This is a genomic window from Microbacterium sp. MYb62 (genome assembly GCF_002979475.1).
Classification (GTDB): domain Bacteria; phylum Actinomycetota; class Actinomycetes; order Actinomycetales; family Microbacteriaceae; genus Microbacterium.
The window spans coordinates 168,577-195,106 of sequence record NZ_PCOY01000002.1 but is presented as its reverse complement, the minus strand read 5'-3'; the positions used below and the strand labels follow the sequence as shown (position 1 = coordinate 195,106).

Sequence of the window (26,530 nt, the reverse complement as noted above, 5' to 3'; positions counted from 1 at the left end):
AGTTCTTCCCTAAGATCGAATGTACCGTCGTAGTATTCATCACCCCATGAGGAAAGTCAATGACTGAAGCCGCCCCCCGCGCTTATAGATCCGAACTGCGCGCCCGCCAGGCACGGGAGACGCGGGCACGCATCGTCGCCGCATCGGCCCGCCTGTTCGCCACGCAGGGCTATCAGGCCACCACGATCGCCGCGATCGCCCGCGAGGCCGGAGTCTCCGCCGAGACCGTGAAGACCACGGCGGCGAAGGCCGAGCTGCTGATCGCGGCGTTCGAGGTCACGTTCTCGGGGGCGGAGGGGGCGGATTCCCTCACCGATACCGAGGTGGCCGCCGGCGTGCTCGACCTCCCGGACGAAGTCTTCCTCGACGCCGTGCTGACGCAGATCACCACCGCGAACGCGCGGGGACACGGCCTCTGGACCGTTCTGCTCGGCGCGGCCCTCTCCGACCCCGTGGTCGACGACGCGCTCCACCGGATCCTCGAGCGCCGCCGTGCCGACTACCGCAGGCTGGTGTCCGAACTGGTGCGACGCGGCATCGCCTCGCCACGCGCAGACGAGGACGCGACGGCCGACGCGCTGTCCTTCCTGCTCTCGCCCGAGAGCTGCCAGCAGCTCGTCACGCAGTCCGGCTGGCCGGCGGAACGCTACGCCGTGTGGCTGCGCGCCGCGGTCCTCGCCGAGGTGACCTCCGCGGGATGACCCGGCGGAGGAACCGCTCGCCGACCGGGGGGAATCCGGTGCACGGCAGACATCCGTCCACCGTCAGCGGCTGAGATCGAAGTACTCCAGCTCCGCGTCGTTCAGCATGCGGGAGCGGATGAGGAAGCGCAAGCCCGTCGGACCCTCGACGCTGAACCCGGCTCCCCGTCCCGGCACCACGTCGATCGTGAGGTGCGTGTACTTCCAGTACGCGAACTGCGACTCGGACATGAAGACCTCGACCGGTGCGTCGAGCCCGACGTCGAGCGCCCCGAGCAGCACATCTCCCGGGCCGGTGAGGAACATGCCGACCGGATAGCACATGGGTGCGGAGCCGTCGCAGCATCCGCCCGACTGGTGGAACATGAGCGGTCCGTGCTGCGCCGTCAGGTCCCGGACGAGGGATGCCGCGGCATCCGTCACGCCGACGCGCTGGTAGGTGCCGATGCCGACCATGGTTCCGCCCTCCGCGATGAGGCCGGGCGGACGCGGAAGCGCCCGCCCGGAGCTGCGATTCAGAAGAAGCCCATCGGGCCTTCCGCGTACGAGACGAGGAGGTTCTTCGTCTGCTGGTAGTGGTCGAGCATCATCTTGTGGTTCTCCCGGCCGACGCCCGACTGCTTGTACCCGCCGAATGCCGCGTGTGCGGGGTACTGGTGATACGTGTTGGTCCAGACGCGTCCGGCCTCGATCGCTCGCCCTGCACGGTAGGCCGTGTCTCCGCTGCGGCTCCACACACCCGCGCCGAGTCCGTAGAGGGTGTCGTTCGCGATCGAGATCGCATCGTCGAAGCCGTCGAACGAGGTGACGGACAGCACGGGCCCGAAGATCTCCTCCTGGAAGATGCGCATGTCGTTCGTGCCCTCGAACACGGTCGGCGCGACGTAGAACCCCTCGCTGAGGTCGCCGCCGAGGTCGACCCGCTCGCCGCCGGTCAGCAGCCGCGCTCCCCCCTGCTTCCCGATGTCGATGTAGCTGAGGATCTTCTCCAGCTGGTCGTTCGACGCCTGTGCACCGATCATGGTCGCGGGGTCGAGCGGGTTGCCCTGCACGACCTTCGCGACCCGTTCCAGGCCATCGGCGAGGAAACCGTCGTAGATCGAGCGCTGGATGAGGGCGCGCGAGGGGCAGGTGCACACCTCACCCTGGTTGAGGGCGAACATCGTGAAGCCCTCGAGCGCCTTGTCGTAGAACGGGTCGCTGGTCGAGCGCGCGACGTCTTCGAAGAACACGTTCGGGCTCTTGCCTCCGAGTTCGAGCGTGACCGGGATCAGGTTCTGCGAGGCGTACTGCATGATCAGGCGCCCGGTCGTCGTCTCGCCGGTGAAGGCGACCTTGCGGATGCGCTTGTGCTGCGCGAGCGGAGCGCCCGCCTCGATGCCGAAGCCGTTGACGATGTTCACGACGCCGGCCGGCAGCAGGTCGCCGATGATCTCGAACAGGAAGAGCAGGGACGCCGGGGTCTGCTCGGCCGGCTTGATCACGACGCAGTTGCCTGCGGCGAGCGCCGGCGCGAGTTTCCACACCGCCATCAGGATCGGGAAGTTCCAGGGGATGATCTGGCCGACCACACCGAGCGGTTCATGGAAGTGGTAGGCGACGGTGTTCTCGTCGAGCTGGCTGATGCCGCCCTCCTGCGCCCGGAGCACCCCGGCGAAATACCGGAAGTGGTCGACGGCGAGCGGGATGTCGGCAGCGAGGGTCTCGCGTACGGGCTTGCCGTTCTCCCACGTCTCGGCGACCGCGATCTCCTCGAGGTGCTGCTCGATCCGGTCCGCGATGCGATTGAGGATCACGGAGCGCTCGGCCGGGCTGGTCTTGCCCCAGCTCGCGAACGCCTGCCACGCCACCTCGACGGCCCGATCGATGTCTTCGCTCGTGCCGCGGCCTACCTCGGTGAAGGGCTTGCCGTTCACGGGGCTCACGTTCTCGAAGTACTGGCCCTTCACGGGTTCGACGAACTCGCCGCCGATGTAGTGGCCGTAGCGAGGGCGATAGTTCGCGACGGCGCCCGGCTGGCCGGGGGCCGCGTAGGCGAGGGAAACGTCTTCTTCGACGATGCTCATGGGGGTCTCCTTCGACGGGCCGCGCGTCGGTGCAGCGGCTGTCCTCCGAAGGTAGGTCGCCGAACGTTGCGCCCGGATGCGCAACGTTGCGCCCGGTTGCACGCCTACTCGGCGTCGATGCGCTCGATCCGGGCGACCAGGCCGGCGCGCTTCGGCGACCGTGCGGGAAGCATCTCCAGGGCGAGGCGGAGTGTCGCCGCGTCGCCCTGCCCCTCGGGGATGTCCGCGTAGGAGAGCAGCACGTCGAGGCTCGCCTCGGAGAGCATCGCCTCGCGCAGCGCCGCGCGCACCGATTCACGGAACTCCTCGACGCCCGGCGAGGTCGACTCGGGCAGCACGGGGCCACGGTAGGCGGTGAGGGCGACCCGATGCGCGCCGCGGTCGAGCAACGACAGCACGTCGTGCGCATCGGTGTCGAGCGGCACGGGAAGGCGGTACGGGCGCGACTCGGGCACGAGGTCGGGTGCGGTGCGCTCGAGCACCTTGCGCAGACGCACCATCTCCGGACGCAGCGTGTCGGGCGAGACGCCGGGTCCGTAGACGAGCTCGCACAGCCGTTCGGCCGAGAGCCCCTGGCGATGCACGGCCAGCATCAGCAGGATGGCCGCATGACGCGCGCTGAGCTCGACCATCGATTCGTCGTGCACGGACTCGGTCTCCAGTCGCGCCCTGTCGCGGCCCAGCACGTGCAGGGTCGCGCGCGCGGTCGCCGACGTGCGCGCCTTGACCGGGGTCGCTCTGGCCCGGGGCGCCTCGCTCCGTTCGCGAAGACGCGCCACCATCAGCTCCGACTCGACGGCGCGGGCGGTCGCATCGACCAGCAGCCGCGCCTGCAGGCTGACGACCTCGGGACCACCCGTGATGTCGATGACCCCGAGCACGCGCTGCGTCTCCGGATCACGGACGGGGGCGGCGGTGCAGGACCACGGGTGCACGAGGCGGTTGTAGTGCTCCGCGCCGCGGATCTGCACCGATTGCCCGAGAGCGAGCGCGGTTCCGGGTGCGCTCGTCCCGACAGCCTCCTCCGACCAGTTCGCCCCTGCCACGAAGCCCATCCCGTCGGTGAGCGAGCGCAACTGATCATCGCCCTCGATCCAGAGCAGACGACCGGCCTGGTCGCCGACCGCGATGATCACTCCGGTGTCTTCACTGGAGCCGGGCAGCAGGAGCGCGCGGATCATGTCCATCGCGGAGGCTAGAGGATGGGCGAGACGGTACGCCTCGAGTTCTTCGCTGACGAGTTCGAGCGGCGGGGCGCCTTCGGGGCCGACACGTCCGCGCCAGGATCGCTCCCAGGACTCACGGACGAGAGGCCGCACCTCCTGCAGTCGCCGATCGTCGAGGTTCCCGGCGAGCAGCTCCTCATGCGCACGCTCGACGAGCAGTCGCGATGTCGGGGGAAGGGACTCGCGGGATACCTGCCACGGCGCAGACACAGCGGTCTCCGATCGTCGAGGACGTGCGTTGCCTCAGTGTACGAGCCGCGCGCCTCGGAGGGAACACCCTGCCGGAGTCAGCGGAGGAGGCCGGCGACCAGGGCGTCGATCACGTCGTCGGTGGGGGTGTCCGGATCGATCGGGGTGGTGAGCCGGTCGAGCAGCAGTCCGTCGATCGCATAGTGGAAGAGCGCGATCTCGCGGCGCCCGCCGGGGAGCCCCGCCGCGGTGTTGAAGGCCACGTCGCCGTCGAAGCCGGCCCGCTGCCAGGCGCCCAGGACCGCCGCGACCTCGGGGCGCCGCCCTCCTTCGAGTCGCAGCTCGAACAGCGCGAGCGTCACATCCCGGTCCTCGGTGAGACGGCGCACGATGTCGCGCATGTAGTCCGCGAAGAGCGCGGGCCCCGGCATCGCGGTCGCTCGTCGCGCCAGATCCTCCGGAGTGGGCCCGAGACGTTCGCCGATCCGTTCGACGAGTCCTTCGACGAGGGCGTCCCGACTGCGGAAGTAGTTCGACGTCGTGCCGGTCGGAACCCCCGCGGCGATATCGACCGCGCGGTGCGTGAGCCCTCTCGATCCCTCGCGGGCGAGCACCGTGAGTCCGGCATCGGCGATGGTCCGTCGCCGCGAATCGTTCTTCACCATGAGACGAACACTAGCGCGATCACTACACCTGTTGTAATGACTTCGAGCTCGTGTCCGACCGGGTGGAGATCATCGTCCCCGAACTGCGCTGAGGCAGGTCAGCCGCGTGCGGCCCACCACTCCCGCAGCCGCTGCTCGGCGACCTCGGGACCGAGCACGCCCTCGTCCAGGCGCAGATCGAGCAGGAACTTGTACGCCTCACCCACCTCGCGCCCCGGAGTGATACCGAGCACCTGCTGGATGCGGTTGCCGTCGATCTCAGGGCGGATGGAGTCGAGCTCCTCCTGCTCGCGCAGCGCGGCGATACGCGCCTCGATGTCGTCGTACGCACTCGCCAGGCGTCCGGCCTTGCGCTTGTTGCGGGTGGTCACGTCGGCGCGGGTGAGGATGTGCAGGCGTTCCAGCAGGTCGCCCGCGTCGCGCACATAGCGGCGCACCGCGGCATCCGTCCACGCGCCCTCGGCATAGCCGAAGAATCGCAGGTGCAGCTCGATGAGGGTCGCGACGGCATCCGTCGTTCCGGTGTCGAAGCGCAGCGCCTGCAGCCGCTTGCGCGCCATCCGCGAGCCGACCACATCATGGTGGTGGAACGTGACCACGCCCCCGGCTTCGAGTTTGCGGGTGCGCGGCTTGCCGATGTCGTGCAGCAGCGCGGCGATGCGCAGCGGCACGTCGGGGGCGGCACCAGGATGTCGGGAGTGCTCCAGCTCGATCGCCTGGGTGAGCACGGTGAGCGAGTGCTCGTACACGTCTTTGTGGTGGTGGTGCTCGTCGACCTCGAGGCGAAGGTCGGTGACCTCGGGGAGGAACTCGTCGATCAGCCCGGTGTCGACCAGCACGCGGATGCCGCGCACCGGATCGTCGGTCTGCATGAGGCGCACGAGTTCGGACTGGATGCGCTCGGGACTCACGATCTTCAGCGTCTCGCGCAGCTCGGTGATCGCCTCGGACGTGGCCTCGTCGACGCGGAAGGCGAGCTGCGCGCTGAAGCGCGCGGCGCGCAGCATCCGCAGCGGGTCGTCGCCGAACGAGATCCGCGGGTCGGCGGGCGTGCGCAAGACGCCCGCGATGAGGTCTTCCACACCACCCGTCGGGTCGACGAGCTTCACGGACGGCACCTGCAACGCCATGGAGTTGACGGTGAAGTCGCGGCGCACGAGGTCGCCGTCGATCGTTTCGCCGAACTCGACCGTGGGCTTGCGGGTCACGCCGTCGTAGCTGTCGGCGCGATAGGTCGTGATCTCGACCTGCTCGCCCTGCACGCGCGCACCGATCGTGCCGAAAGCACGGCCGATGTCCCACTGCGCGGTCGAGATCGGCGTGACGATCTTCAGGATGTGGTCGGGTGAGGCGTTCGTCGTGAAGTCGAGATCGTGCGTCGCCCGGCCGAGCAGCGCATCGCGCACCGGTCCGCCCACCACGGCCAGATCGAAGCCGGCATCCTCGAACGCCGTCGCGAGGGTGCGGACGACCGGATTCTCGGCGAGCGCACCGAGACGGGCGAGGCCGTCAGCCATGTTGAGCATGGTTTCCAGCGTACCGGGGTGGGCCGGTGGGGCTGCCTGTTCACCTCCCGGTCGCCGGAAGGCCAGTCCCCGGTCATCCGCCTTCGATGGGGTGGAGGAGCCCCGTGCGGCTGAGCACGGAACCCCATCCCGAAGGACAGACATGACCTCCTCCACCTCTGCGGTGCGATGGCGGCGTCGCGGACTGACGTCCGTGGCGCTCCTCGCGGTGCTCAGCGGCGCCGTCGTCGCCCCTGCGGCACTCGCTGCTCCCGACCCCGAAGTCCCGACCGGCTCGCTGATCACCGGCGACACCGCGTGGCACTACCTGGACGACGGTTCCGACCCCTCTCCCGCACCCGCGGAACTCCGCGACTGGACGCTGCCCGCCTACGACGACAGCACGTGGAAGACGGCGCCGGGTTCGTTCGGCGCCAAGGGCGGGAAGCTCGCACCGGTCGGGCCGCAGACGCCGAAAACGCTCCTGAACCACTACCTCGACGGCACCAAGGCCCCGACCGTGCCGACCTACTTCTTCCGCACGACGTTCGAACTCGAGGCGGGCGTGGCCGAGCAGGTCGCCGCGCTGCAGAGCACCATCACCTTCGACGACGCGATCATCGTCTGGATCAACGGCGAAGAGGTCGCCCGCTATGTAGACGGCCGCATCACCGACACCCAGAACGTCGAGTACGCCGGCGACAGCGGCGGCGACCCGCTCACCAGCACGTTCAGCGCCGAGGGCGGCCTGCTGCACGACGGCACGAACACCATCGCGGTGTCGCTGTTCCAGGACCGCGAGACCAGCTCCGACATCTACTTCGACATGTCGTCGCTGACCCTCGTCAAGGCCTCCGCTCCTGGCATGCCCGTCGTGGCGCCACCGACCCGCGTCATCCTGACCCCGACCGAGCAGCCCGCCGTCTCGCAGGCGTTCTCCTGGCTCGCCGGTGACGCGTCGCACACGATCGGACAGGTGGAGATCGCCCCGTCCGCCGGCGGAGAGATCCGCACGATCGACGCCTATGACGCGGGCGTCGTGAACGGCAACCCGAACAAGCACTTCTCGGCCACCGTGACCGGCCTCACTGCCGCCACCGAGTACCGCTACCGCGTCGGCCTCCCCGGCAGCTGGAGTGACTGGTTCACCTTCCGCACCGCCGATCCCGCGGCGACGGACTTCCAGTTCATCTATTACGGGGACGCGCAGATCGGCCTCGACACCACGTGGCCGAGCGTCGTGAAGCAGGCCGAGGCCAGTGCGCCCCGATCGATCGGCTCCGTGCATGCGGGTGACCTGATCAACACGTCGAGCAACGAGAACGAGTGGGTCAACTGGTTCAAGGGCATGAAGGACTCGGCCGTCCGCACCAACGTGATGGCCGCCCCCGGCAACCACGAGTACTCGGGCGACAAGCTGCTCACCGCGTGGAAGGCCGCATTCGAGTACCCGCACAACAACCCGTCGACGAGTTCGATCGGCGACCTGGCCGACCTGGCCAAGGGCGACTCGGCCGTCGCGCAGCAGTACCGCGCGTTCTTCGACCACTGGAGCTCGTTCGCCGCGGAGACCGCGTACTACACCGACTACCAGGGCGTGCGCTTCATCACACTGAACGCGACGCGCGACACGACGTTCCTCACCCCGGCCGGGCTCCCGTCCTGCACGGGCGCGGAGTGCCCGTCCACCCAGATCGGCGTCCTCTGGACCCGCTTCCAGGCAGCCTGGCTCGATCTGTTGCTGCAGGACAGTCCGTCGAAGTGGAACGTGGTCACGTTCCACCAGCCGGTGTTCTCAGCGTCCGAGGGTCGTGACGAGCCGGTGCTGCGCGCCGAGTGGCTGCCGGTCTTCCAGCGCAACGACATCGACCTGGTGCTCATGGGCCACGACCACACGTACGCCCGCGGCTACGTGAACACGGATGCCACAGAGACCCCCGGACTCACCACGGGGCCGGTCTACGTGGTGTCGAACTCGGGTGCGAAGCACTACGACCTCGAGACTCCCGAGAAGAACGTCTGGACCAACAACGGCGCCACCCAGGTGCTGCGCGGCCAGGGCGTGACGACGTACCAGGTGATCGACGTCTCGAAGAACCAGCTGGTGTACCGCTCCTACCTCGCGGAGAAGCAGCCGGGCGCCACGACCGACCTCCCCGTCGGCGCCGTCTATGACACGTTCACGGTGACGAAGTCGGATGCCGGCGAGAAGTGGGTCACCGAAGCCGGTGTCACGCCTCCGGTCACACCGGAGCCCGAGGTTCCTGCCAAGGTCGAGCTCGGCGCGGCATCCGCGAAGGCCGGCGGCACCGTCACGGTGTCGGGAAGCGGCTTCGCAGAGGGCGCTCAGCTGCGACTCGAGCTGCGGTCCGACCCGGTGCAGCTGGGGACGGTCACCGCCGGTGCGGATGGCAGCTTCGAGCGCACCGTCACGATCCCCGCGAACACCCCGGCGGGTGTGCACACGCTCGCGGTGATCCTGCCGGACGGCACCGAGGTCACCGCGTCGCTGACCGTCACGGCGGCACCCGGAGGCGGAGGGTCGACACCCGGCGGCGAAACGACACCCGGCGGCGGAGCGGTGGCTCCGGGCAGTGGCAGCTCCGCCGGTGGCGACCTCGCCACGACGGGAGCCGACAGCGTGCCGTACATCGTCGCCGCCGTCGTGCTCCTCGCGGCGGGCCTCGGCCTGTTCGCGATGAGGCGACGTCGCCGGCACGCAGCGGTGGACACGACCGAGGCGGAGTAGTGCACCGGGCGCCGTCGGGTTCTCGGACTCGACGGCGCCCCCCCTCGGAATACGTGTCGTCTGGGCGGCATCACCGACGAGACGCGACACGGTCATAGGATCGCCTCGTGGCCGATGACGACTCCTCCTCCCCCGCTGTCTCCGACACGTCCCGCCGTGGCTTCTTCAGGATCGGCGGTGCGGCTCTCGCCGGTGCGGTGGTCGGCGGCGCCGGAGGGGCGGCCATCGGAGCGTCGGTGGCAGGCGGGGGGCGCGACGGCTTCGCCGAAGATCCGGATCCGTTCGCCGCGCTCGCCCCGCGGAGCGAGCCGGGTTTCGACCACATCGTCGTGGTGATGGGCGAGAACCGCTCCTTCGACAACCTGCTCGGGTATCTGTACTCGAAGGAGAACCTGCCGAAGGGCGAGAAGTTCGAGGGGCTGAACTTCGGCTCGTTCAGCAACACCGCGGCCGACGGCACGGTCGTCGACGCCCACGTGTACGAGGGCGATACGGACCGGATCATGAGCCTCCCCGACCCGGACCCGGGTGAGGAGTATCCGCACGTCAACACCCAGATCTTCGGCACCGTCGACCCGAAGACGAACGCCGACCTGTTCGTCGACCAGATGACCGCGCCCTTCAACGCGCCGACGCACGGCGAGAAGGCCACGATGTCGGGGTTCCTCGAGGACTACATCATCAACTTCCGCCGTCTGCGCAAGGGCGTCGAGCCGAAGCCCGAAGAGGCCGCGCACATCATGGGTTCGTTCTCGCCCGAGATGCTGCCGGTCCTGTCGACACTGGCATCGGAGTTCGCGGTCTTCGACCACTGGTACGCCGGTGTGCCCTCGCAGACCTTCTGCAACCGTTCGTTCTTCCACGCATCCACCTCGCACGGATTCGTCACCAACCAGGCGGGCGGCGGCTACAAGAAGTGGCTCGACGCCCCCGCCGCACCGACCGTCTTCAACCGGCTCGAAGACAAGAAGCTGAACTGGAAGATCTACATCGACAAGCTCCAACTCGTCTCGTTCACGGGAATGCTGCATGCCGCCGTCCTGGAGAAGTATTGGCGCACCGATCACTTCGGCACCATGGAAGACTTCTACGCCGAGGCGAAGGCCGGGAAGCTCCCCGCATACGCCTTCATCGAGCCGAGGATGGTCTACGACCACAACGACTTCCATCCGCCGTTCGGGTCACCCCGCGAGAGCGACGTCGATGGCGAGGACGTGTTCGACAGCGCGATCTCGGATGTCCGCGCCGGCGATCGGCTCATCCACGACATCTACGAGGCGGTGCGCACGAGCGCTTCTCCCGAGGGTTCGAACGCCGTCAACACCCTGCTGCTGATCACCTTCGACGAGCACGGCGGCTGCTACGACCACGTCCCCCCGCCCGCCGCGACCAAGCCCACGCCCGACACCGAGGCGGGAGAGATGGGCTTCACGTTCGATCGACTCGGATGCCGCGTTCCGGCGATCGCCGTGTCGGCCTACACGCGGCGCGGCACCATCATCCACGACGAGATGCATCACGGCTCGGTCACGGCGACCCTCTCGCGCCTGCACGGACTGAAGCCGCTCAACGACCGCGACCAGTCCGCCAACACGCTGATGAACGTCGTGAACCTCGACAAGCCCCGGCATCCGGCCGACTGGCCGGTGACCACCCCCGCGTACACCCCGCCCAACCCGGAGGACGCGGCCCCGCAGCCCGGCGAGAGGGATCAGATGAAGCCGCTCACGCCACCGGCGCGGGGGCTGCTCGGACTCCTCATCGCGAGGTACGGCAAGCCCGGCGAGCCGGAACCGGAGACCTTCGCCGATGCGTACAAGCTCCTCCACGAGCACGGCGAGGAGCTGTTCGGACCTCCGAAGGGCGGGTGAGCGCGCGGCCTACTTCCGACGGGAGCGGCGGCGGGCGGTAACCAGGAGTATCGCTCCGAGGAGCACCACGCCGGCGCCGCCCGCGGCCCAGAGGAACGTGTCGGGTCCGAGTCCCGTCGCCGGCAGTCGGCCCGCGTCGATGCCGCCGCCTGCCCCGGGACCTGCCGCGGGGAAGCCGCGGATGGTGGCGACGTGCTGTTCATGGCTGATCGGCCAGGGCTAGCTCTCGGTGAGCTGACGCTTCCGATACTCGCTGACCGATCTCAGGATGTACCGGAGCTGGAAAACGCACGCACCGAGAACGAACGCGTACCCCAGCCCTTGCAGGAAGTCTTCCGAGCTGCGCACCAGGAAGAACCCTCCGAGAAGCAGCATCCAGGTCAGCAGCAGTGTCCCGTCGATCTTCTTCACGAGCGGAAGTCTATCGACGGATCGCTTCGTGCACCCCGGGTCAGATCGCGTCGCCCTGAACCGGACCCTCCGTATTCGGCTTCCACCCCAGCGCCGGCGCGACGTGCTTCGCGAACGACTCCAGCACGTGCAGGTTGTAGTCCGGCCCGAGCTGGTTCGGGATCGTCAGCATCAGGGTGTCGGCGGCCATCACCGCCTCGTCCTGCTTCAGCTGCTCGATGAGGACGTCGGGTGCTGCCGCGTAAGTCTTGCCGAACGTGGAGCGGAACCCGTCGATGATGCCGATCTGATCGGCGTTCTCCTCACTGCGCAGTCCGAAGTACGCACGGTCCATGTCGGAGACCAGCGGGAAGACGCTGCGACTGACCGAGACCCGTGGGGCTCCCGAGTGACCGGCCTCCTTGTAGGCGGAGCGGAACTGGTCGATCTGCTCGCGCTGGAGCTCGTGGAAGGGCTGCCCCGTGGCCTCGGTGACCAGGGTCGAGCTCATCAGGTTGAGTCCCTTGCGGCCCGTCTCGATCGCGGTCGCCCGTGAGGCGGATCCCCACCAGATGTGATCGCGAAGCGTCGGCGACTGCGGTTCGATCGCAAGGTAGCGGCCGGCGCCCACCATGCGCGGGTCGCCGGGAGCCATGCCCTCGCCGTCGATCGCGCGCAGGAAGAGGTCGAACTTCTCGCGGGCGATGACACTGCCCCGGTCGGTGTCCTCCTCGTCGACGTACCCGAAGGTCTCGTAGCCGCGCAGTGCCGTCTCGGGTGAACCACGGCTCACCCCGAGGGCGATGCGGCCGTCGGCGATCAGATCGAGGGCGGCCGCCTCCTCGGCGAACTGGAACGGGTTCTCGTAGCGCATGTCGATCACACCGGTTCCGACCTCGATGCGCTGCGTGCGAGCGGCCATGGCCGTGAGCAGCGGCATGGGAGAGGCGGCCTGGCGCGCCCAGTGGTGCACGCGCACATAGGCGCCGTTCACACCGATCTCGTCCGCACCCTCGGCGATCGCGATGGTCTGCTTCAACATGTCGCCCGCGGTGCGGGTCGCCGAGCCGGGCACATCCGCGTAGTGCCCGAAGGAGAGGAATCCGAAAGCCTTCATGGTGTATTCCAACGCATGAATCTCTGAGCTATTCCCCCGGCACGAGGATGCCGTCGAGCACGAGCGACCGGATGCGGGGCTCGAGTTCCCCCCACAGTTCGGCGAGCGGGACCTCGAAGAGATCGGCCAACGCGGAGGCGATCTGCCCGACCGTGAGCTCGCCGTCGCAGGCGCCGACGAACCCCGCGAGGGCGGGATCGACATTCACGGTGCGCGCGAAGCCGCCGCCCTGACGCAGCTCGATCACGCTCGGGTCGTCGTTGCCGGGGAGAAGATGCCGGGCCTCGGTGACGTCGGAGGCGACCACCAGTGTCGCGGGCATGCCGCCGGCGAGCGCGTCGTGCGCGGCGAGACCCGTGCCCAGGGCCGCCCCGACGCTCGAGACCTGCTGCGAGAGACGTTCTCTGCGCCGCAGAGGGTCACCGGACGTCCCTCTGCGCATCAGCACGTAGCCGAACCCGATCGATGTCACGCCCCGAGCCGCGAAGTCATCCAGCCAGGCGGTCAGCAGCGGGGTGAACCCGGGGTCGCGCGGCGTCGTGCCGCCATCACGGATCCACAGCTCCGCGTAGCCGAGGGGCGACAGCTCCTCGCGCTCGACCACCCAGAGGTCGAGCTCCGTGGGCACCCAGGCGTCCAGGCGAGCGAGGCCGGCGACCCCCGCCCTCGACTCCCAGTTGCCGAGCAGCTGAGCGATGCCGTTCTGCGTCAGGAACGCGGGCGCGCTGCGCACGAACTGCTCGACGAGCGCATCCCCCACCAGCCCGCCGTCGCGGTATTCGTATGCGGGCACGCCCTCCGCACGCGGAGTGATCACGAAGGGCGGGTTGGAGACGATCAGATCGAAGGCCTCCCCCGCCACCGGCTCGAACATGCTGCCGTGCCGGAACTCGATGTTCGTGACCCCGTTGAGCCGGGCGTTGAGCTCCGCGAACGCCAGTGCGCGCGAGGAGATGTCGGTCGCGACGACCCAACCGGCCCGGCGCGCGACGAGAAGCGCCTGGATGCCGCATCCGGTGCCCAGATCGAGAGCGCGCTCCACCTCGATCGGGACGATGATCTCGGCGAGGGTGCGAGACGCCCCTCCGACGCCGAGCACGTGGTCGGGAGGCAGGACGCCGTCGAGAGCCACCTCGTCGAGGTCGCTGGCGATCCACCATTCCCCCACCCCGTCGGCATCGACGAACGACTGCGGGCGCAGCAGAGCGGTCGGCGTCACGGTCTCCGCATCGGTCGTCGCGAGTCCGAGGGCCACGAGCCCCTCCACTCCGAGCCGCGGGAGAGCTGAGGTGACGGCGTCTCGAGGCTGCGGCATCCCGAGCACGAGAAGCCGGCCCAGCGTCGCGAGCACACCGGCATCACCCGCGATCGCACGCAGGATCGGCTCACGCATCCCGCGCGCGAGAGCGTCGTCTGCTTCCTCACCCCACAGGCGCCGAAGCGGCTCGGAGCGGAGGTCCGCGCTGTCGAGATCCGCGGCGAGCGCGGCGCTACGGAGCGGGTCGGAAACGGGTGCGGGGGTGTCGGACACGGCCGTCACTCTACGCGTCTTCAGGGTTCTCCTTTCTCGCGCCTCCTAGAATCAGGAGGTCAGTACTCACGATCAGCCCCTTTCCGGGCGTTCGAGGAAGACCTTCATGACCGCGATCACCCCCGAGCACGGCCTCCGTGCGCGCCTGCGACGGCTCGCAGGCAGGACGGCTGTCCTCGCGATCGCACTGGGCGGGTGTGCCCTCGTGGTCCCTGGCGCGGCGGTCGCCGCCGATCAGTCGGCCTCGGACGGCGATCAGAGCGTCGGGTTCCACGTCTCCGCCGGTCTGCGCGGGCTCGTCGCGCCCGGATCCTCGACCACAGCGATGCTCACCGTCGAGAACGACACCGATTCGGAGCTCTCCGGCGGCCGTGTCCAGGTCGAGATCAGTAAGACGCCGCTCACCGACGACGCCGCCGTCACGGGGTGGCTCGACGATGGCGAGGCTCCGGGCGAGTTCGCGGTGATCGGCGACGACACGACGACCGATGTCGATGCCGGTGCGACGACGACGACCAACGTCTTCGTGCCTGCGGAGACGCTCGCCGACCTGGGGCCGGGGGTGTATCCGCTGCGCGCGGAGCTCAGCGGTGCGACGACGCGAAACTCCGCCGACGATCGAACGACCGCGGTGGCGTCGACGGCGACGAGCGTTCTGGTCGTCGCCGACTCCCAGACCACGCAGGTGGGGGTGATCGTGCCGATCACCGCGACGCCGGAGGTCAGTGCGCTGCTCACCGCCGACGAGCTCTCGGCGCTCACCACCTCCGACGGCGCGTTGACGGCGCAGCTCGACGGGGTCGCCGGCACCACCGCGGTGCTGGCGATCGATCCGTCGATCCTCACGGCGATCCGCGTCCTCGGCTCGGCAGCGCCCGAATCGGCACAGCAGTGGCTCACGCGGCTCGACGGCCTGCCGAACGCGCGGTTCGCGCTGCAGTTCGGTGATGCGGATGCCGCGGCCCAGGCGCAAGCGGGTCTCCCGGCGCTTCTCCAGCCCACGACCTTCGCCCCGTTCCTGGAGGGAGCGAACTTCCCGCAGGCACCGGCCACCACGGCGCCGACGAACGCGCCGAGCGGGACCCCGTCGCCCTCCCCCAGTCCGACCGGCACCTCGGATCTTCCCCGTGATGAGGACCTCATCGTCGTGGAGGGCGCGCTGCCGCAGATCCTCTGGCCGGAAGACGATCTGACCCTGAACGATCTGAGCACATTCGCGGGATACCTCGGAGAGGGCACGACCACGATCGTCTCCTCGGCCTCCGTCGGCGGGCAGAGTGCAGCGCACGCGACGGCCGGCGGTCAGGACCTGCTGATCACGGATGCCGCTGCGTCGGAGACCCTGTCAGAGGTCGCGGCCGAGGAGGACTCGCTCGACCGTCAGCGACTGCTCGCCGAAGCCTCCGCTCTTCTCGTGCTCGCCGAGGGCCGGGTGGCGGGCGCCCCGCTGCTGATCGGACTCGACCGAAACGAGGACCGCACCGCCGATGCACTGCGCGATGCCATCTCCACGGCCGATTCGATCGGCTTCGAGCTGTCTGCTCTCCGAGCGACCGCGCCGGTCGCCGCATCCCTCACCGCCGCGGCCGACCCGGCCCGCGCCGCCGCCGTCGTCACTCTCCTCGCCGACGAGGGGACTCTCACCGCGTTCTCCTCCATCCTCGCCGACCCGCAGGTGCTGCTGAGCCCCGAGCGCATCCGCATCATGCGCACGCTCGCCGTCGGCGCCTCGCCGGAGGCCTTCGCCGAGAAGGTCGCGGCTCACCAGGAGCGCACCACCGGCACGCTGGGCGCCGTCAACATCCCGCCGTCCAGCACGATCCAGCTCCTCACCGCCAACGCCGATCTGCCGATCGCGGTGCGCAACGATCTGCCCTGGCCGGTGACCGTGCAGCTCTTCGCCGCGCCCACCGACCCGCGCCTCGAGGTCAAGCCGATGATCGAGACGGTCGTGCAAGGGAACTCCACGACGCGCGTCAAGGTTCCCGTCTCCGCACGGGTGGGCAGCGGCGAGGTCGACCTGCGCCTCAGCCTCTACAGCCCCACGGGCGTGCAGATCCAGGGCGAGCAGACCGTCCGGGTCGCCGTGCGCGCGGAGTGGGAGACCATCGGACTCATCGTGTTCGGCGGCCTCGCCGTCCTGCTGATCGCCCTCGGCGTGATCCGCACCGTCCGTCGCAAGCGCCGCGAGGCCGCCGAGGAGGCGGCCGTCGAGGCACAGATCGAATCACTCGAAGAGGATGCCGTGGAAGCCCGACCGGATGCCCCCACGACCGAAGACAAGAATGAGTAGCCTCGGTCGCGCGAGCGCCGTCATCGGCGCCGGCACCCTGGTGTCGAGGGTCACCGGACTGCTGCGCAGCATCGTGCTCGTCGGGGTGATCGGCGCCGTCGGATCGGGTCCGGCCGACGCGTTCGCCTTCGCGAACACGCTCCCGAACAGTGTGTTCTCCCTGATCTCCGTCGGGATCCTCACTGCGGTCATCGTTCCCCAGATCGTCAAGGCGACGGCGGATGCCGATGGGGGGAACGCCTTCATCTCGAAGCTCTTCACCCTGGGGACCGTCGTCCTGGTCGCCGTGACCGCCCTCGCGACGGCGGCGGCGCCGTGGCTGGTGACACTGGTGGCGGGCACGGCTCCGCCGTCGGTGCAGGCCATGGCGACGGCGCTCGCATACTGGTGCCTGCCGCAGATCCTCTTCTACGGCCTGTACGCCCTTCTGGGCGAGGCTCTGAACGCCCGACGCATCTTCGGGCCGTTTACCTGGGCACCGGTCATCAACAACGTCGTGTCGATCATCGGATTCGTCCTCATCGGTGCGCTCTTCGCGCCGGTACCGACCCAGGCGGTCGACTGGACACCCGAGATGATCAGCGCGCTCGGCGGCACGGCGACCGGCGGAATCGTGCTCCAGGCTGTCGTCCTGCTGCTGTTCTGGCGTCGCACCGGCCTCTCGCTCAAGCCCGACTTCCGGTGGCGCGGTGTCGGTCTCGGCGATGTGGGACGCCTGGCCGGATGGACGTTCCTCATGGCCTTCGCCAGCCTCGCCGCCGGGATCGTGCAGGGGCGGATCGTCGCCGCAGCCTCGGGTGTGGGTTCGTCGGCCGCCGTCACCGGCAACGCCTGGTTGATCTTCATGCTGCCGTACTCGATCATCGTGCTGTCCATCGGTACGCCGTACTTCACACAGATCAGCGAGCATGCCGCTGCGGGACGCCATGACGACGTGCGCGGCGACATCGCGCGCAGCATCCGCACGCTCCTCTTCTTCATCGTCGCTGCGGTCGCGGCCGTGGCCGCAGCCGCGATCCCCGCATCACGCGTCTTCACGAAGACCTCGGAAGATGCGCAGTCGGCCGCCCTCGTTCTCCTCTGCTATCTGATCGGGCTCATCCCGCTCACCATCCTCTTCATCGTGCAGCGCACGTTCTACGCGTATGACGACACGCGCACGCCCTTCTGGTTCACGATCTTCCAGTGCGTGCTCATCGTGGGAACTGCCCTGGCCGCGTGGGCTCTCCTCCAGGCGGGCGTGCTGCCGCTGACCGAACTCGCCGCCGCCGTCGCCCTCGGGCAGTCGATCGCCAGTACGGTGCAGGTGATCGTGGCGACCTGGCTTCTGCACCGGAAGATCGGCGGTCTTCGCGTCGGTACGTGGATGCTCGCCATCGCACGCTTCTCCGTGGCGGGCATCCCGGCGGGCCTCGCCGGGTGGGGTGCCTACCTCCTCCTCGGCGGCACCTCGGGGTGGGCGACGTCGAGCGTCATCGCCGGTACCCTCGCGACCGCGATCATCGGCCTCGTCGTGGTCGTCGTCTACGTCGCGATCCTCGCCCTGATGCGTGCGCCGGAGCTCAAGGCGGCCGGCGCCCTCGTGCGGCGATTCCCCCCCGGCCGCTGAGCGGGTCGCCGGGCGTCCACGGAGGCGTCTCCCAGCCCCGCGGCGCACACTGTGCGGGGAATGCCCCGCGGTTACCATGGGTTGAAGCATTCGAAGGTCATTCGACGGCAGTTTCTAAGACGGAGAGCACATGCGTCAGGTCATCATCATCGGCTCCGGCCCCGCCGGTTTCACGGCTGCCATCTACGCGGCCAGGGCGAACCTCAAGCCGCTGCTCATCGCGAGTTCCGTCGAGGTCGGCGGTGAGCTGATGAACACCACCGAGGTCGAGAACTACCCGGGCTTCCCCGAGGGCATCCAGGGCCCCGAGCTGATGGCCAAGTTCCAGGAGCAGGCGGAGAAGTTCGGCACCGAGGTGCTCTACGACGACGTCACCGAGCTGCAGCTCGACGGCCCCGTGAAGAAGGTCATCCTCGGCAGCGGCGCGGTGCACGAGACCCAGTCGCTGATCTACGCGACCGGCTCGGCGTACCGCAAGCTCGGCATCGCCGGCGAAGAGCGCCTCTCGGGCTACGGCGTCTCCTGGTGCGCCACGTGCGACGGCTTCTTCTTCCGCGAGAAGACGATCGCCGTCGTCGGCGGCGGCGACTCGGCGATGGAAGAGGCCACCTTCCTCACGCGCTTCGCCGACAAGGTCTACGTCATCCACCGCAAGGACACCCTGCGCGCGTCGAAGATCATGCAGGAGCGCGCGTTCGCGAACGAGAAGATCGAGTTCGTGTGGAACAGCGAGGTCGCCGAGGTCCTCGGCGGCGATTCCGTGACGGGCGTGCAGCTGCGTTCCACGGTCGACGGCACCCTCAGCGACCTGCCGCTCGATGGCCTGTTCATCGCGATCGGCAACGACCCGCGCACGCACCTCGTGCACGAGAAGCTCGAGCTGACGGATGAGGGCACCATCTGGGTCGACGGCCGTTCGTCGAAGACCTCGGTACCCGGTGTGTTCGCCGCCGGCGACGTGATCGACCCCACCTACCGCCAGGCCATCACGGCGGCCGGCACCGGCACGGTCGCCGCCCTCGACGCGGAGCACTTCCTCGCGGATCTCGAGGATGCCTCCGTCGAGGTGCCCGCGGCGGAGGCCGCCGAGATCCTCACCGCCACGGCATAGATCGGATAGCGGCCGGCGGGCCGCTGACCGGGCGGGAACACTTTCCCCTCGTCGGCTGTTGTAGCAGGCGAACCCCAATCAAGGAGAACTCTGATGAGTGCAAAGGCGACGAGCCAGGCGACCTGGGAGCAGGACGTTCTGCAGGCCGACGGTCCCGTGCTGGTGGACTTCTGGGCCGAGTGGTGTGGCCCGTGTCGAATGGTCGCACCGGTGCTGGACGAGATCCAGGCCGACAACCCCGACAAGATCACCATCCTCAAGCTCAATGTCGACGAGAACCCCGAGCTGGCGATGAAGTACCAGATCACGTCGATCCCGGCGATGAAGGTCTTCCACGGCGGTGAGGTCAAGACGACCATCATCGGCGCCAAGCCGAAGTTCGCGCTCGAGAAGGACCTCGCCGCTTTCATCGGCTGATCCTCTGAGACGAAAGGGCCGCACCTCCCGGGGAGGTGCGGCCCTTTTCTGCATCTCCGGCTGCTGAGCGCCTGGCACATCGCCCTCCGCGGTCGCCGAGCGCGCGAAGTGAGACGAAGCGCCTTCAGCTCTTGTCGTACACCGACACCGACGCGAGACCACGGGCAGCGCGAGCGCGATCCACGAGGAGCTGGAGAACCGCTGTCTTTCCCGCGTTGTACGACTCTTCGCCCATTCTCGCGGCGTCCACCGCGGCATGTTTGGCGCGTTCGTAGAGCAGCGCGTCTGCCGGATTCTCCCGCAGCCAGTCACGCAGGATCCTCTGGTTCACGTCATCCCACTCTGCCGCCTCGAAGAAGTGCGCGATGCGGGTCCGGACGCCATCTTCCTCGTAGACCATCACCCGGTGACTGCGCACGCCGCTGCCGACCTGCCACCCCGCATTCTCGAGCGCGGGTCGATGCCGGGTGAAGTCGGCAGGGTCGGCGATGCGAACGGCGACGTCGATGACCGGCTTCGCGCTCATCCCCGGAATCGCCGTGGAACCGATGTGCTCGATGGTCCAGCTCGCGTCGCCCTGCTCCCGCAGCTCGGCGGCGATCACCGCGAACGCACGCTGCCATACCGGATCGTACGGGACGAGCACGACGGTCATGTCAGGAGGCGTCGGCGACCGTGGGGTCCCAGCGGCGGTGGCGCTGCTTCTCGTCCAGCAGGCCCCACACCGCGGAGGTCAACTCCGGATATTCGAGGGCGATCTGGCGCAGCACGCGGTAATGCCGGGCAGCGTTGGGGCGCACACCGTCATTCGCGTTGATGTTGTCGGCACGCAGCAGGTAGACGACGAGCTCATCGACGCTCGGGAGCTCCTCCATGAACTCCCACGGATCCTCCCCGCCGAGAAGTCGCTCCTGGATGAGCACCGCGAGCTCGTCGGCCGCCTCGGCGCGCAGCACTTCGAGGCTGGCGCGGCGCTGGACGGACTCGGTCATGCATCAAGCCTACGTCGGCTGCGGACCCCTCCGCCGCACGACCTTCATGTTCTCGGTCATGTCCTCGAGTTCCTTGCCCTTGGTCTCCGGCACCTTGAAGAACACGAAGAAGAACGACAGGAGCGCGAAGAACGCATAGAAGCCGTAGGCGAAGGTGAGGCCGATCTCGGCGAACGCGGGGAACGTCGTCGAGATGAAGAAGTTCGCGACCCACTGTGCCGCAGCAGCCACGGCGAGAGCACCGGCTCTGATCGAGTTCGGGAAGATCTCGCCCAGCAGGACCCACACCAACGGCCCCCAGCTGGCACCGAAGAACACCACGAATCCGTTCGCACAGACCAGAGCGACAGTGGCCCAGGGGTCGGGGAGGGTCGCCGTGCCCTGGGCATCGAGCGTGCCGAACGAGAACGCCACAGCCATCAGCCCCAGCGTCACCGTCATTCCCACAGACCCGACCAGCAGCATGATGCGACGGCCGATCTTGTCGACCAGGAGGATCGCGACGATCGTGACGACGATGTTCGTCACCGAGGTGATCACCGAGGTGAGGAGGGCGCTGGACTCGTCGAATCCCACCGACTGCCACAGGGTCGTGGAGTAGTAGAAGATCACGTTGATGCCGACGAACTGCTGGAACACGGACAACAGGATGCCGATCCAGACGATCGGCTTCAGCCCCAGACGATTGCCGCGCAGGTCGCGCAGCGACTCCGAGCGCTCGGTGTTGATCGTTCCGGTGATCTCCTTGATCTTCGCCTCGGTATCGATCGTGCCGGTGACGGTCTCGAGCACCTCGGCCGCTCGCTTCAGTTCGCCCTTACGCACCAGGTACCTCGGCGATTCCGGCAGACGCAGCGACATGAGCCCGTAGACCAGAGCCGGGATCGCGGCGACCATGAACATCCAACGCCATGCTGTGAGGCCCCACAGGGGCTGGTCGGCGGCGCCGGCGATGTTGGCCAGCAGCGCATCCGAGAGGAGGGCGGCGAAGATACCGGTGACGATCGCGAGCTGCTGCAGGGAGCCGAGGCGTCCGCGCACCGCTGCCGGAGAGACCTCGGCGATGTACGCGGGAGCGATGACGGATGCCGCGCCGACGCCGAGACCGCCGATCACGCGCCACACGATCAGATCGATCACCCCGAACGCGAGACCGGACCCGATCGCCGACACGAAGAACATCGCCGCTGCGACCACCATCACCGGGATGCGTCCGTACTTGTTGGACACCGGCCCGGCGAACCACGCACCGACAGCACAGCCGATGAGGGCCGAGGACACGGCGAAGCCCTTCAGGGCGGTACCGAGATCGAATCCGGAGACATCGCCCGCCAGGGCATCGACGGCGCCGTTGATCACGGCCGTGTCGAATCCGAAGAGGAAACCTCCCAATGCGGCCGCGATGCTGACCGCGATCACACGGCGTTTGATGGCGGCTGGACCCGATGCTGTCGACATGATTTCCCCCTCGTCGTCGAGATGACGCGAGTCTAGGCGACCATCGCTACGGTCGGGGCGTCATTTCGTCGTGCCGTAGCCACTCTCGCCGAGCTCTTCAAGAATGCGATTCAGATCCTGGATCGAAGCGAAATCGATTGTAACCTGGCCTTTTCGCGCCCCGAGGGCGATCTTGACCCGCGTGTTCAGTCGGTCGCCGAGCTTGCCCGCCACTTCATCCAGGTAGGCGCGGCGCGCCCCGGGAGTCGGCTTCGCCGAAGCGCCGGCGCGCGGCTGCGACTTGGCCGCTTCCTCCGTCGCGCGAACCGAGAGGTCTTCGTTCACGACCTTGTCCGCGAGACGCTGCATCGATTCTGGCGTCTCGAGGCTGAGGATCGCGCGTGCATGCCCGGCCGTGAGCACACCGGCGGCCACTCTCTGCTGCACCGGAACCGGGAGCTTCAGGAGGCGGATCGTGTTGCTGATCTGCGGGCGAGAGCGGCCGATCCGTGTCGCGAGCTCCTCCTGAGTGATGCCGAAGTCCTCCAGGAGCTGCTGGTAGGCCGACGCCTCCTCGAGGGGGTTCAGTTCCGATCGATGGAGGTTCTCGAGAAGCGCATCGCGAAGGAGGTCTTCGTCCGCGGTGTCGCGAACGATCGCGGGGATCACGTCGAGGCCGGCCTCGCGGGCGGCACGGGTGCGCCGCTCCCCCATGATCAGCTCATACGCGCCATCCGAGTTCTTGCGGACGACGACAGGCTGCAGGACGCCGAACTCCCGCACGCTGTGGACCAGCTCTGCCAGGTCTTCGGGGTTGAAGTGCGTTCGCGGCTGTCGCGGATTGGCGACGATCGTGTTCGGATCCACCTGAATCAGGTGGATACCGGGAACCTCTTCGAGGTCGGGGGTACCGGCCTCCGAGTCGACCACTGCCTCGGCAGCCTGCCGCAGGCTCGCGCCCGGGAAGAAGACGTCGACGGGACGCTCCGTCTGATCCGCCGTCGGGATGAGGGCACCGATTCCTCGACCCAGTCCAGTGCGCTTCGCCATCATTTCTCCTTGCTCTGCGACGCGATTCGCGACGCGATCTCGACGGCGGCCTCGCGGTAGGCGATCGCACCGGCGGATTGGCCGTCATAGGCGATGACCGTCTGACCGAAGCTCGGGGCTTCGGACACCCGGACCGAACGGGGGATGACGGTTTCCAGCACCTGCTCCGGGAAGTGTGTACGGACCTCATCAGCGACCTGCTGTGCGAGGCGCGTGCGCCCGTCGAACATGGTCAGCAGGATCGTGGACAGATGCAGCACCGGATTCAAGTGCTTCTGGATCATCTGGATGCTGCCCAGCAGCTGGCTCAGTCCTTCCAGCGCGTAGTACTCGCACTGGATCGGGATGAAGACCTCGGTCGCGGCGGTGAAGGCGTTGATCGTGAGGAGGCCCAGCGACGGTGGACAGTCGATGATCACGAAGTCCATCGGATTGTCGACGAGATAGGCCTCGAGGGCCCGACGAAGGCGATGCTCTCGTGCGACCTGTGCCACCAGTTCGATCTCTGCACCTGCGAGGTGGATCGTGCTGGGTGCGCAGAAGAGATTCGGGTCCTCCGGGCTCGGCTGCACGATGTCCGCCAGCGGCAGCTCGTCGATCAGCACGTCGTACACGCTGGGCACATCCGCGCTGTGCGGGATTCCGAGCGCGGTCGAGGCGTTGCCCTGCGGGTCGAGATCAATGACCAGAACCTTGGCACCCAGGCCCGCGAGAGCGGATGCGGTGTTCACGGCGGTCGTGGTCTTACCCACGCCGCCCTTCTGATTGGAAACCGTCAGCACGCGGGTCTCCCCCGTGAATTCCACAGTCGCGGCTTCGAGAGCACGCCTGCGGGCGGAGAGGTCTGCGAGTTCCCGCGCAAGCGGTGTATCCATCCCGAACGATTCGTTCGAGGATGTCTTCTCGGATTGTTTCACGTGAAACATCCACTCCTTTCGGGGCCGCGTTCCACTCTAATCGCAAGCAGGGACGTTCGATGACGGGTATGACCCACGTCAGACAACTCCACCCCGCAGGCGGCTCCCCTGGTTCCCACATCGCCTGGACGGAACGTCGCAGAACGCCGAAAGGCAGCTGTTCCCGCAAAAAATGCCAGTGTCTCGCCGAACGGGGTGTTTCACGTGAAACACCCCGGCCCGCAGCACCCGAAGGGGTCCGTTCGATGGTCGGACACTGTCCTCCGGGCGACTTTTCTGACGCAATGCCGCGTGCGCGGAGGCTGCCCAGTGTCTGCTCCCTTCCCCACGGAGGGTCTTCACGCGCCCGATGCACTCACCTGTGGAACTCGACATGATCAACGTCGATGACGAAGGCGCATCACCAGACCCGGAGTACTTCCCTCTCCAGGTTCGCCGCGACTGTTTCACGTGAAACACGGGCACCGCCCCCGACGCCTCACAGGGGTCGGTCGTGGCCATGCGAGGTTCGAGAATCTCCGTAGATACGCATGACGTGGAAGCGCGATCCCTGGCACACACCCACTCCTACTCCCACTCCCCCATCTTCTCCACGATCTACATACGAGCCTTCATCTGGCCATCGCCCGGGGGCGGATAACACTCCTGCCGGCGCGCACACGCCAAATCTGTCATCGCGGGAGCGCTCACCGCCTCAGATCAGTCGGGTGGTACGTTTCACGTGAAACATCCCAGATACCGATGTAACGGAAGCGCACTGCCCCATCGGCCACTCCCCCGACGACGTCGACCCCACAGACAGGCTTCCCGTTGTGCATCCGCTTTGCACAGATGGCGAGATGTGCACGGCTCACCGCCGCTGTCCGCGCCCGGGGGGTTACCGCCACGGAGGTCGATCCGTGCTTCTCACGCACTCTCGACGCACGCTGGAGCAGACCACACTCTCCCCTGCCTCGCTCTCTCTGCCGTGCACGGCAAGTGATACTTCGGAAACCTCAATATGTGCCGCAGATCACCATCCCGACGACGTTTCACGTGAAACAACACGGTTTCGGCCCCTCTCCGAGATCGACACTGGCCCCGGCTACTGCTCGATCTCCAGAGGTGGGGAGCCGCAACCGCTCCTGACAGAGCGCTTGCGGCAGATGAAACCGGGAAGAAGAGCGAACATGAAGGAAGTTGCGACAATACGGGAACAAGCACGCTGTGGAGGGGGCGGTGGTGTTTCACGTGAAACACCACCACTTCATCCCGTCAGCACTCAGCTCTTCCCGTTCTGCACACCACAACCTCACAGACACCGCGCCCAAGACAGGGATGACTGACCGCCCCGGTCATCGATGATCGCCTCGGGGTAAGACGCTCGAACCGTGCGAGTGTGAGAACCAACACCGTTTCACGTGAAACATGACCCGCTCGCACCACTGGCCCCTGTCGTCGCACTCACTGTCGGGCACCACGCTCCCCAGCAGCTACTATCCCACCCAGGAAACACAGAAAACGGGGTGTTTCACGTGAAACACCCTGCATCAGCACCAGCGCCAGCAGCTATCGGACCCGTGCGCGAACCACCCGAGTGGTCTCAGGGAGAACGCCCTCACCCAGAATCTCGACACGCACATCCGTGAGTCGGAACTTCTTGACCTGCTTCTGTGCCGCTTCGATCTCGTTCGCGACGTTGATCCCCTTGAGCAATGTCAACTCTCCGCCATCCCGAACCAGCGGGGCGGTGAGAGGTATCAGGGTGCGTAGCGCACTGACAGCACGGGCCGTCACCACATCGAAAGCTGCAAGCGGACGAACGTCTTCTGCGCGAGCGCGAACCACGGTGACATTCGCGAGCTCCAGTGCCTCGACCTGCTCGTTGAGCCACGTGATGCGGCGCTCCATCGGCTCGACGAGTGTCCACTCCACATCTGGACGAGCGATCGCCAGCACGAGGCCGGGCAGGCCGGCACCGGAACCGATGTCAGCAACTGATCCGTGGAACAGGGGCGCTGCGATCACACTGTTAAGGATGTGCCGCGTCCACAGGCGCGGGAGTTCGAGCGGTCCGATGAGACCGCGCTCCTCCCCTTCGCGCGCCAGAGAATCGGTGAACGCGCGTGCCACCTCGATGCGATCACCGAAGAGAGCGACCGCCACAGAAGGTTCGAGCTCGAGCTCACTCATCGACTGCTCCGAACTGACGATGTTTCACGTGAAACATCAACGACGACGGAGGACCGTGTGTCGGTCAGCACCCTCGCCATACGATTCCGAGACCAGCCCGCGCTCGGCAGCGATGTCATGAACGAGTTTGCGCTCGTAGCTCGACATCGACGGCAGTGAAGCCTGCGATGAACCTTCGTCGAGCTTCATGGCAGCGGCGTCGACCAGTGTCTCGAGCTGGCGGCGACGCGTGTCGCGCGACCCGGCGATGTCGAGGATGAGTCGTGAGAAGGATCCGGTCTTACTCTGGACAGCGAGTCGCGTCAGTTCCTGCAGCGCCTGCACGGTGTCGGGGGCCGAAAGCAGGGAAAGTGCGTCGCCTTCCGCCTCGATCGAGACATAAGCCCGGCCCTGACGAACATCGAGATTCAGATCACCGTCGATGTCGGCGATGTCGAGGAGTTCCTCGAGGTAGTCCGCCGCGACGTCGCCTTCGTTCTCGAGCTGAGCCACCGTGGGCTCGGTGTTCTCGGTCATGGTCTC

At 67.6% G+C, this 26,530-nt stretch carries 21 protein-coding genes and 1 pseudogene; 7 read left to right on the top strand and 15 right to left on the bottom strand.

From position 1 onward, the window contains the following. The first annotated feature begins 59 nt into the window (after positions 1-59). Positions 60-701 (top strand): TetR/AcrR family transcriptional regulator, encoded by a 642-nt coding sequence (locus CQ042_RS03375; RefSeq protein ID WP_105668812.1) that lies wholly within the window; start codon positions 60-62, stop codon positions 699-701. A gap of 63 nt (positions 702-764) precedes the next feature. Here CQ042_RS03375 and CQ042_RS03370 read toward each other — a convergent pair whose 3' ends face one another. The 5 genes from CQ042_RS03370 to CQ042_RS03350 form a co-directional block, all read right to left on the bottom strand. Then, on the bottom strand, positions 765-1,157 hold the full coding sequence (locus CQ042_RS03370; protein ID WP_105668811.1) for a DUF779 domain-containing protein: 393 nt from the start codon (positions 1,155-1,157) through the stop codon (positions 765-767). Between the two features lie 59 nt (positions 1,158-1,216). Continuing rightward, positions 1,217-2,767 carry an aldehyde dehydrogenase family protein gene (locus CQ042_RS03365; RefSeq protein WP_105668810.1) on the bottom strand — a complete coding sequence of 517 codons (1,551 nt, stop codon included), beginning with the start codon at positions 2,765-2,767 and terminating at the stop codon, positions 1,217-1,219. Between the two features lie 104 nt (positions 2,768-2,871). After that, positions 2,872-4,203, bottom strand: coding sequence for a GAF domain-containing protein (locus CQ042_RS03360; protein WP_105668809.1), 1,332 nt, complete (start codon positions 4,201-4,203; stop codon positions 2,872-2,874). A gap of 77 nt (positions 4,204-4,280) precedes the next feature. Continuing rightward, on the bottom strand, positions 4,281-4,847 hold the full coding sequence (locus CQ042_RS03355; RefSeq protein WP_105668808.1) for a TetR/AcrR family transcriptional regulator: 567 nt from the start codon (positions 4,845-4,847) through the stop codon (positions 4,281-4,283). Positions 4,848-4,945: 98 nt separating this feature from the next. After that, positions 4,946-6,373 (bottom strand): CCA tRNA nucleotidyltransferase, encoded by a 1,428-nt coding sequence (locus CQ042_RS03350; RefSeq protein WP_105668807.1) that lies wholly within the window; start codon positions 6,371-6,373, stop codon positions 4,946-4,948. Between the two features lie 142 nt (positions 6,374-6,515). Between CQ042_RS03350 and CQ042_RS03345 the strand changes: the two genes are divergently transcribed. Both CQ042_RS03345 and CQ042_RS03340 read left to right on the top strand, forming a co-directional pair. Further along, positions 6,516-9,101, top strand: coding sequence for a metallophosphoesterase family protein (locus CQ042_RS03345; RefSeq protein ID WP_105668806.1), 2,586 nt, complete (start codon positions 6,516-6,518; stop codon positions 9,099-9,101). A gap of 107 nt (positions 9,102-9,208) precedes the next feature. Continuing rightward, positions 9,209-10,972, top strand: coding sequence for an alkaline phosphatase family protein (locus CQ042_RS03340; RefSeq protein WP_105668805.1), 1,764 nt, complete (start codon positions 9,209-9,211; stop codon positions 10,970-10,972). Positions 10,973-11,191: 219 nt separating this feature from the next. Here CQ042_RS03340 and CQ042_RS03335 read toward each other — a convergent pair whose 3' ends face one another. From CQ042_RS03335 to CQ042_RS03325, 3 genes are read right to left on the bottom strand one after another with little or no spacing between them, the layout of a single operon-like run. Next, a complete protein-coding gene (locus CQ042_RS03335; RefSeq protein ID WP_105668804.1) occupies positions 11,192-11,383 on the bottom strand; it encodes a hypothetical protein in 192 nt (63 codons plus the stop codon). A gap of 40 nt (positions 11,384-11,423) precedes the next feature. After that, entirely contained in the window at positions 11,424-12,479 is a 1,056-nt protein-coding gene (locus tag CQ042_RS03330) for an LLM class flavin-dependent oxidoreductase (protein WP_105668803.1), read from the bottom strand. Between the two features lie 28 nt (positions 12,480-12,507). Continuing rightward, on the bottom strand, positions 12,508-14,019 hold the full coding sequence (locus CQ042_RS03325) for a methyltransferase (RefSeq protein WP_105668802.1): 1,512 nt from the start codon (positions 14,017-14,019) through the stop codon (positions 12,508-12,510). Between the two features lie 97 nt (positions 14,020-14,116). On the opposite strand from CQ042_RS03325, the gene CQ042_RS03320 reads away from it, so the two are divergent. From CQ042_RS03320 to trxA, 4 genes are all read left to right on the top strand, one after another. After that, a complete protein-coding gene (locus tag CQ042_RS03320; protein WP_105668801.1) occupies positions 14,117-16,303 on the top strand; it encodes a DUF6049 family protein in 2,187 nt (728 codons plus the stop codon). Next, complete coding sequence (gene murJ, locus CQ042_RS03315; protein WP_105668800.1) at positions 16,296-17,912, top strand: murein biosynthesis integral membrane protein MurJ; 1,617 nt, start codon at positions 16,296-16,298, stop codon at positions 17,910-17,912. The genes CQ042_RS03320 and murJ overlap by 8 nt, the downstream gene beginning before the upstream one ends. 130 nt (positions 17,913-18,042) lie before the next feature. Next, entirely contained in the window at positions 18,043-19,023 is a 981-nt protein-coding gene (gene trxB / locus CQ042_RS03310) for a thioredoxin-disulfide reductase (protein WP_105668799.1), read from the top strand. A 93-nt stretch (positions 19,024-19,116) separates the two neighbouring features. Then, positions 19,117-19,440, top strand: a complete 324-nt coding sequence (trxA, locus tag CQ042_RS03305; RefSeq protein WP_021201395.1) for a thioredoxin — start codon at positions 19,117-19,119, stop codon at positions 19,438-19,440. Positions 19,441-19,564: 124 nt separating this feature from the next. Here the strand turns inward: trxA and CQ042_RS03300 are convergent, their stop codons facing one another. The 7 genes and pseudogenes from CQ042_RS03300 to CQ042_RS03270 all read right to left on the bottom strand — a co-directional run bounded on the left by CQ042_RS03300 (position 19,565) and on the right by CQ042_RS03270 (position 26,524). Next, positions 19,565-20,095, bottom strand: coding sequence for a GrpB family protein (locus CQ042_RS03300; protein WP_105668798.1), 531 nt, complete (start codon positions 20,093-20,095; stop codon positions 19,565-19,567). A gap of 1 nt (position 20,096) precedes the next feature. Beyond that, the gene (locus CQ042_RS03295) at positions 20,097-20,432 is read right to left on the bottom strand and encodes a hypothetical protein (RefSeq protein WP_021201393.1); all 336 of its coding nucleotides are present in this window, start codon (positions 20,430-20,432) and stop codon (positions 20,097-20,099) included. A 9-nt stretch (positions 20,433-20,441) separates the two neighbouring features. After that, positions 20,442-21,926 (bottom strand): annotated as a pseudogene (locus CQ042_RS03290) (sugar porter family MFS transporter); the annotation flags it as partial. Positions 21,927-21,950: 24 nt separating this feature from the next. Further along, positions 21,951-22,919 (bottom strand): ParB/RepB/Spo0J family partition protein, encoded by a 969-nt coding sequence (locus tag CQ042_RS03285; RefSeq protein WP_105668796.1) that lies wholly within the window; start codon positions 22,917-22,919, stop codon positions 21,951-21,953. Then, positions 22,919-23,794: a ParA family protein gene (locus CQ042_RS03280; protein WP_258131994.1), complete on the bottom strand. Its 876-nt coding sequence runs from the start codon at positions 23,792-23,794 to the stop codon at positions 22,919-22,921. The genes CQ042_RS03285 and CQ042_RS03280 overlap by 1 nt, the downstream gene beginning before the upstream one ends. Positions 23,795-25,384: 1,590 nt before the next feature. Further along, positions 25,385-26,008 carry a 16S rRNA (guanine(527)-N(7))-methyltransferase RsmG gene (gene rsmG / locus CQ042_RS03275; RefSeq protein ID WP_105668794.1) on the bottom strand — a complete coding sequence of 208 codons (624 nt, stop codon included), beginning with the start codon at positions 26,006-26,008 and terminating at the stop codon, positions 25,385-25,387. A gap of 36 nt (positions 26,009-26,044) precedes the next feature. Then, a complete protein-coding gene (locus CQ042_RS03270) occupies positions 26,045-26,524 on the bottom strand; it encodes a R3H domain-containing nucleic acid-binding protein (protein ID WP_181157444.1) in 480 nt (159 codons plus the stop codon). Positions 26,525-26,530 lie beyond the last annotated feature (6 nt).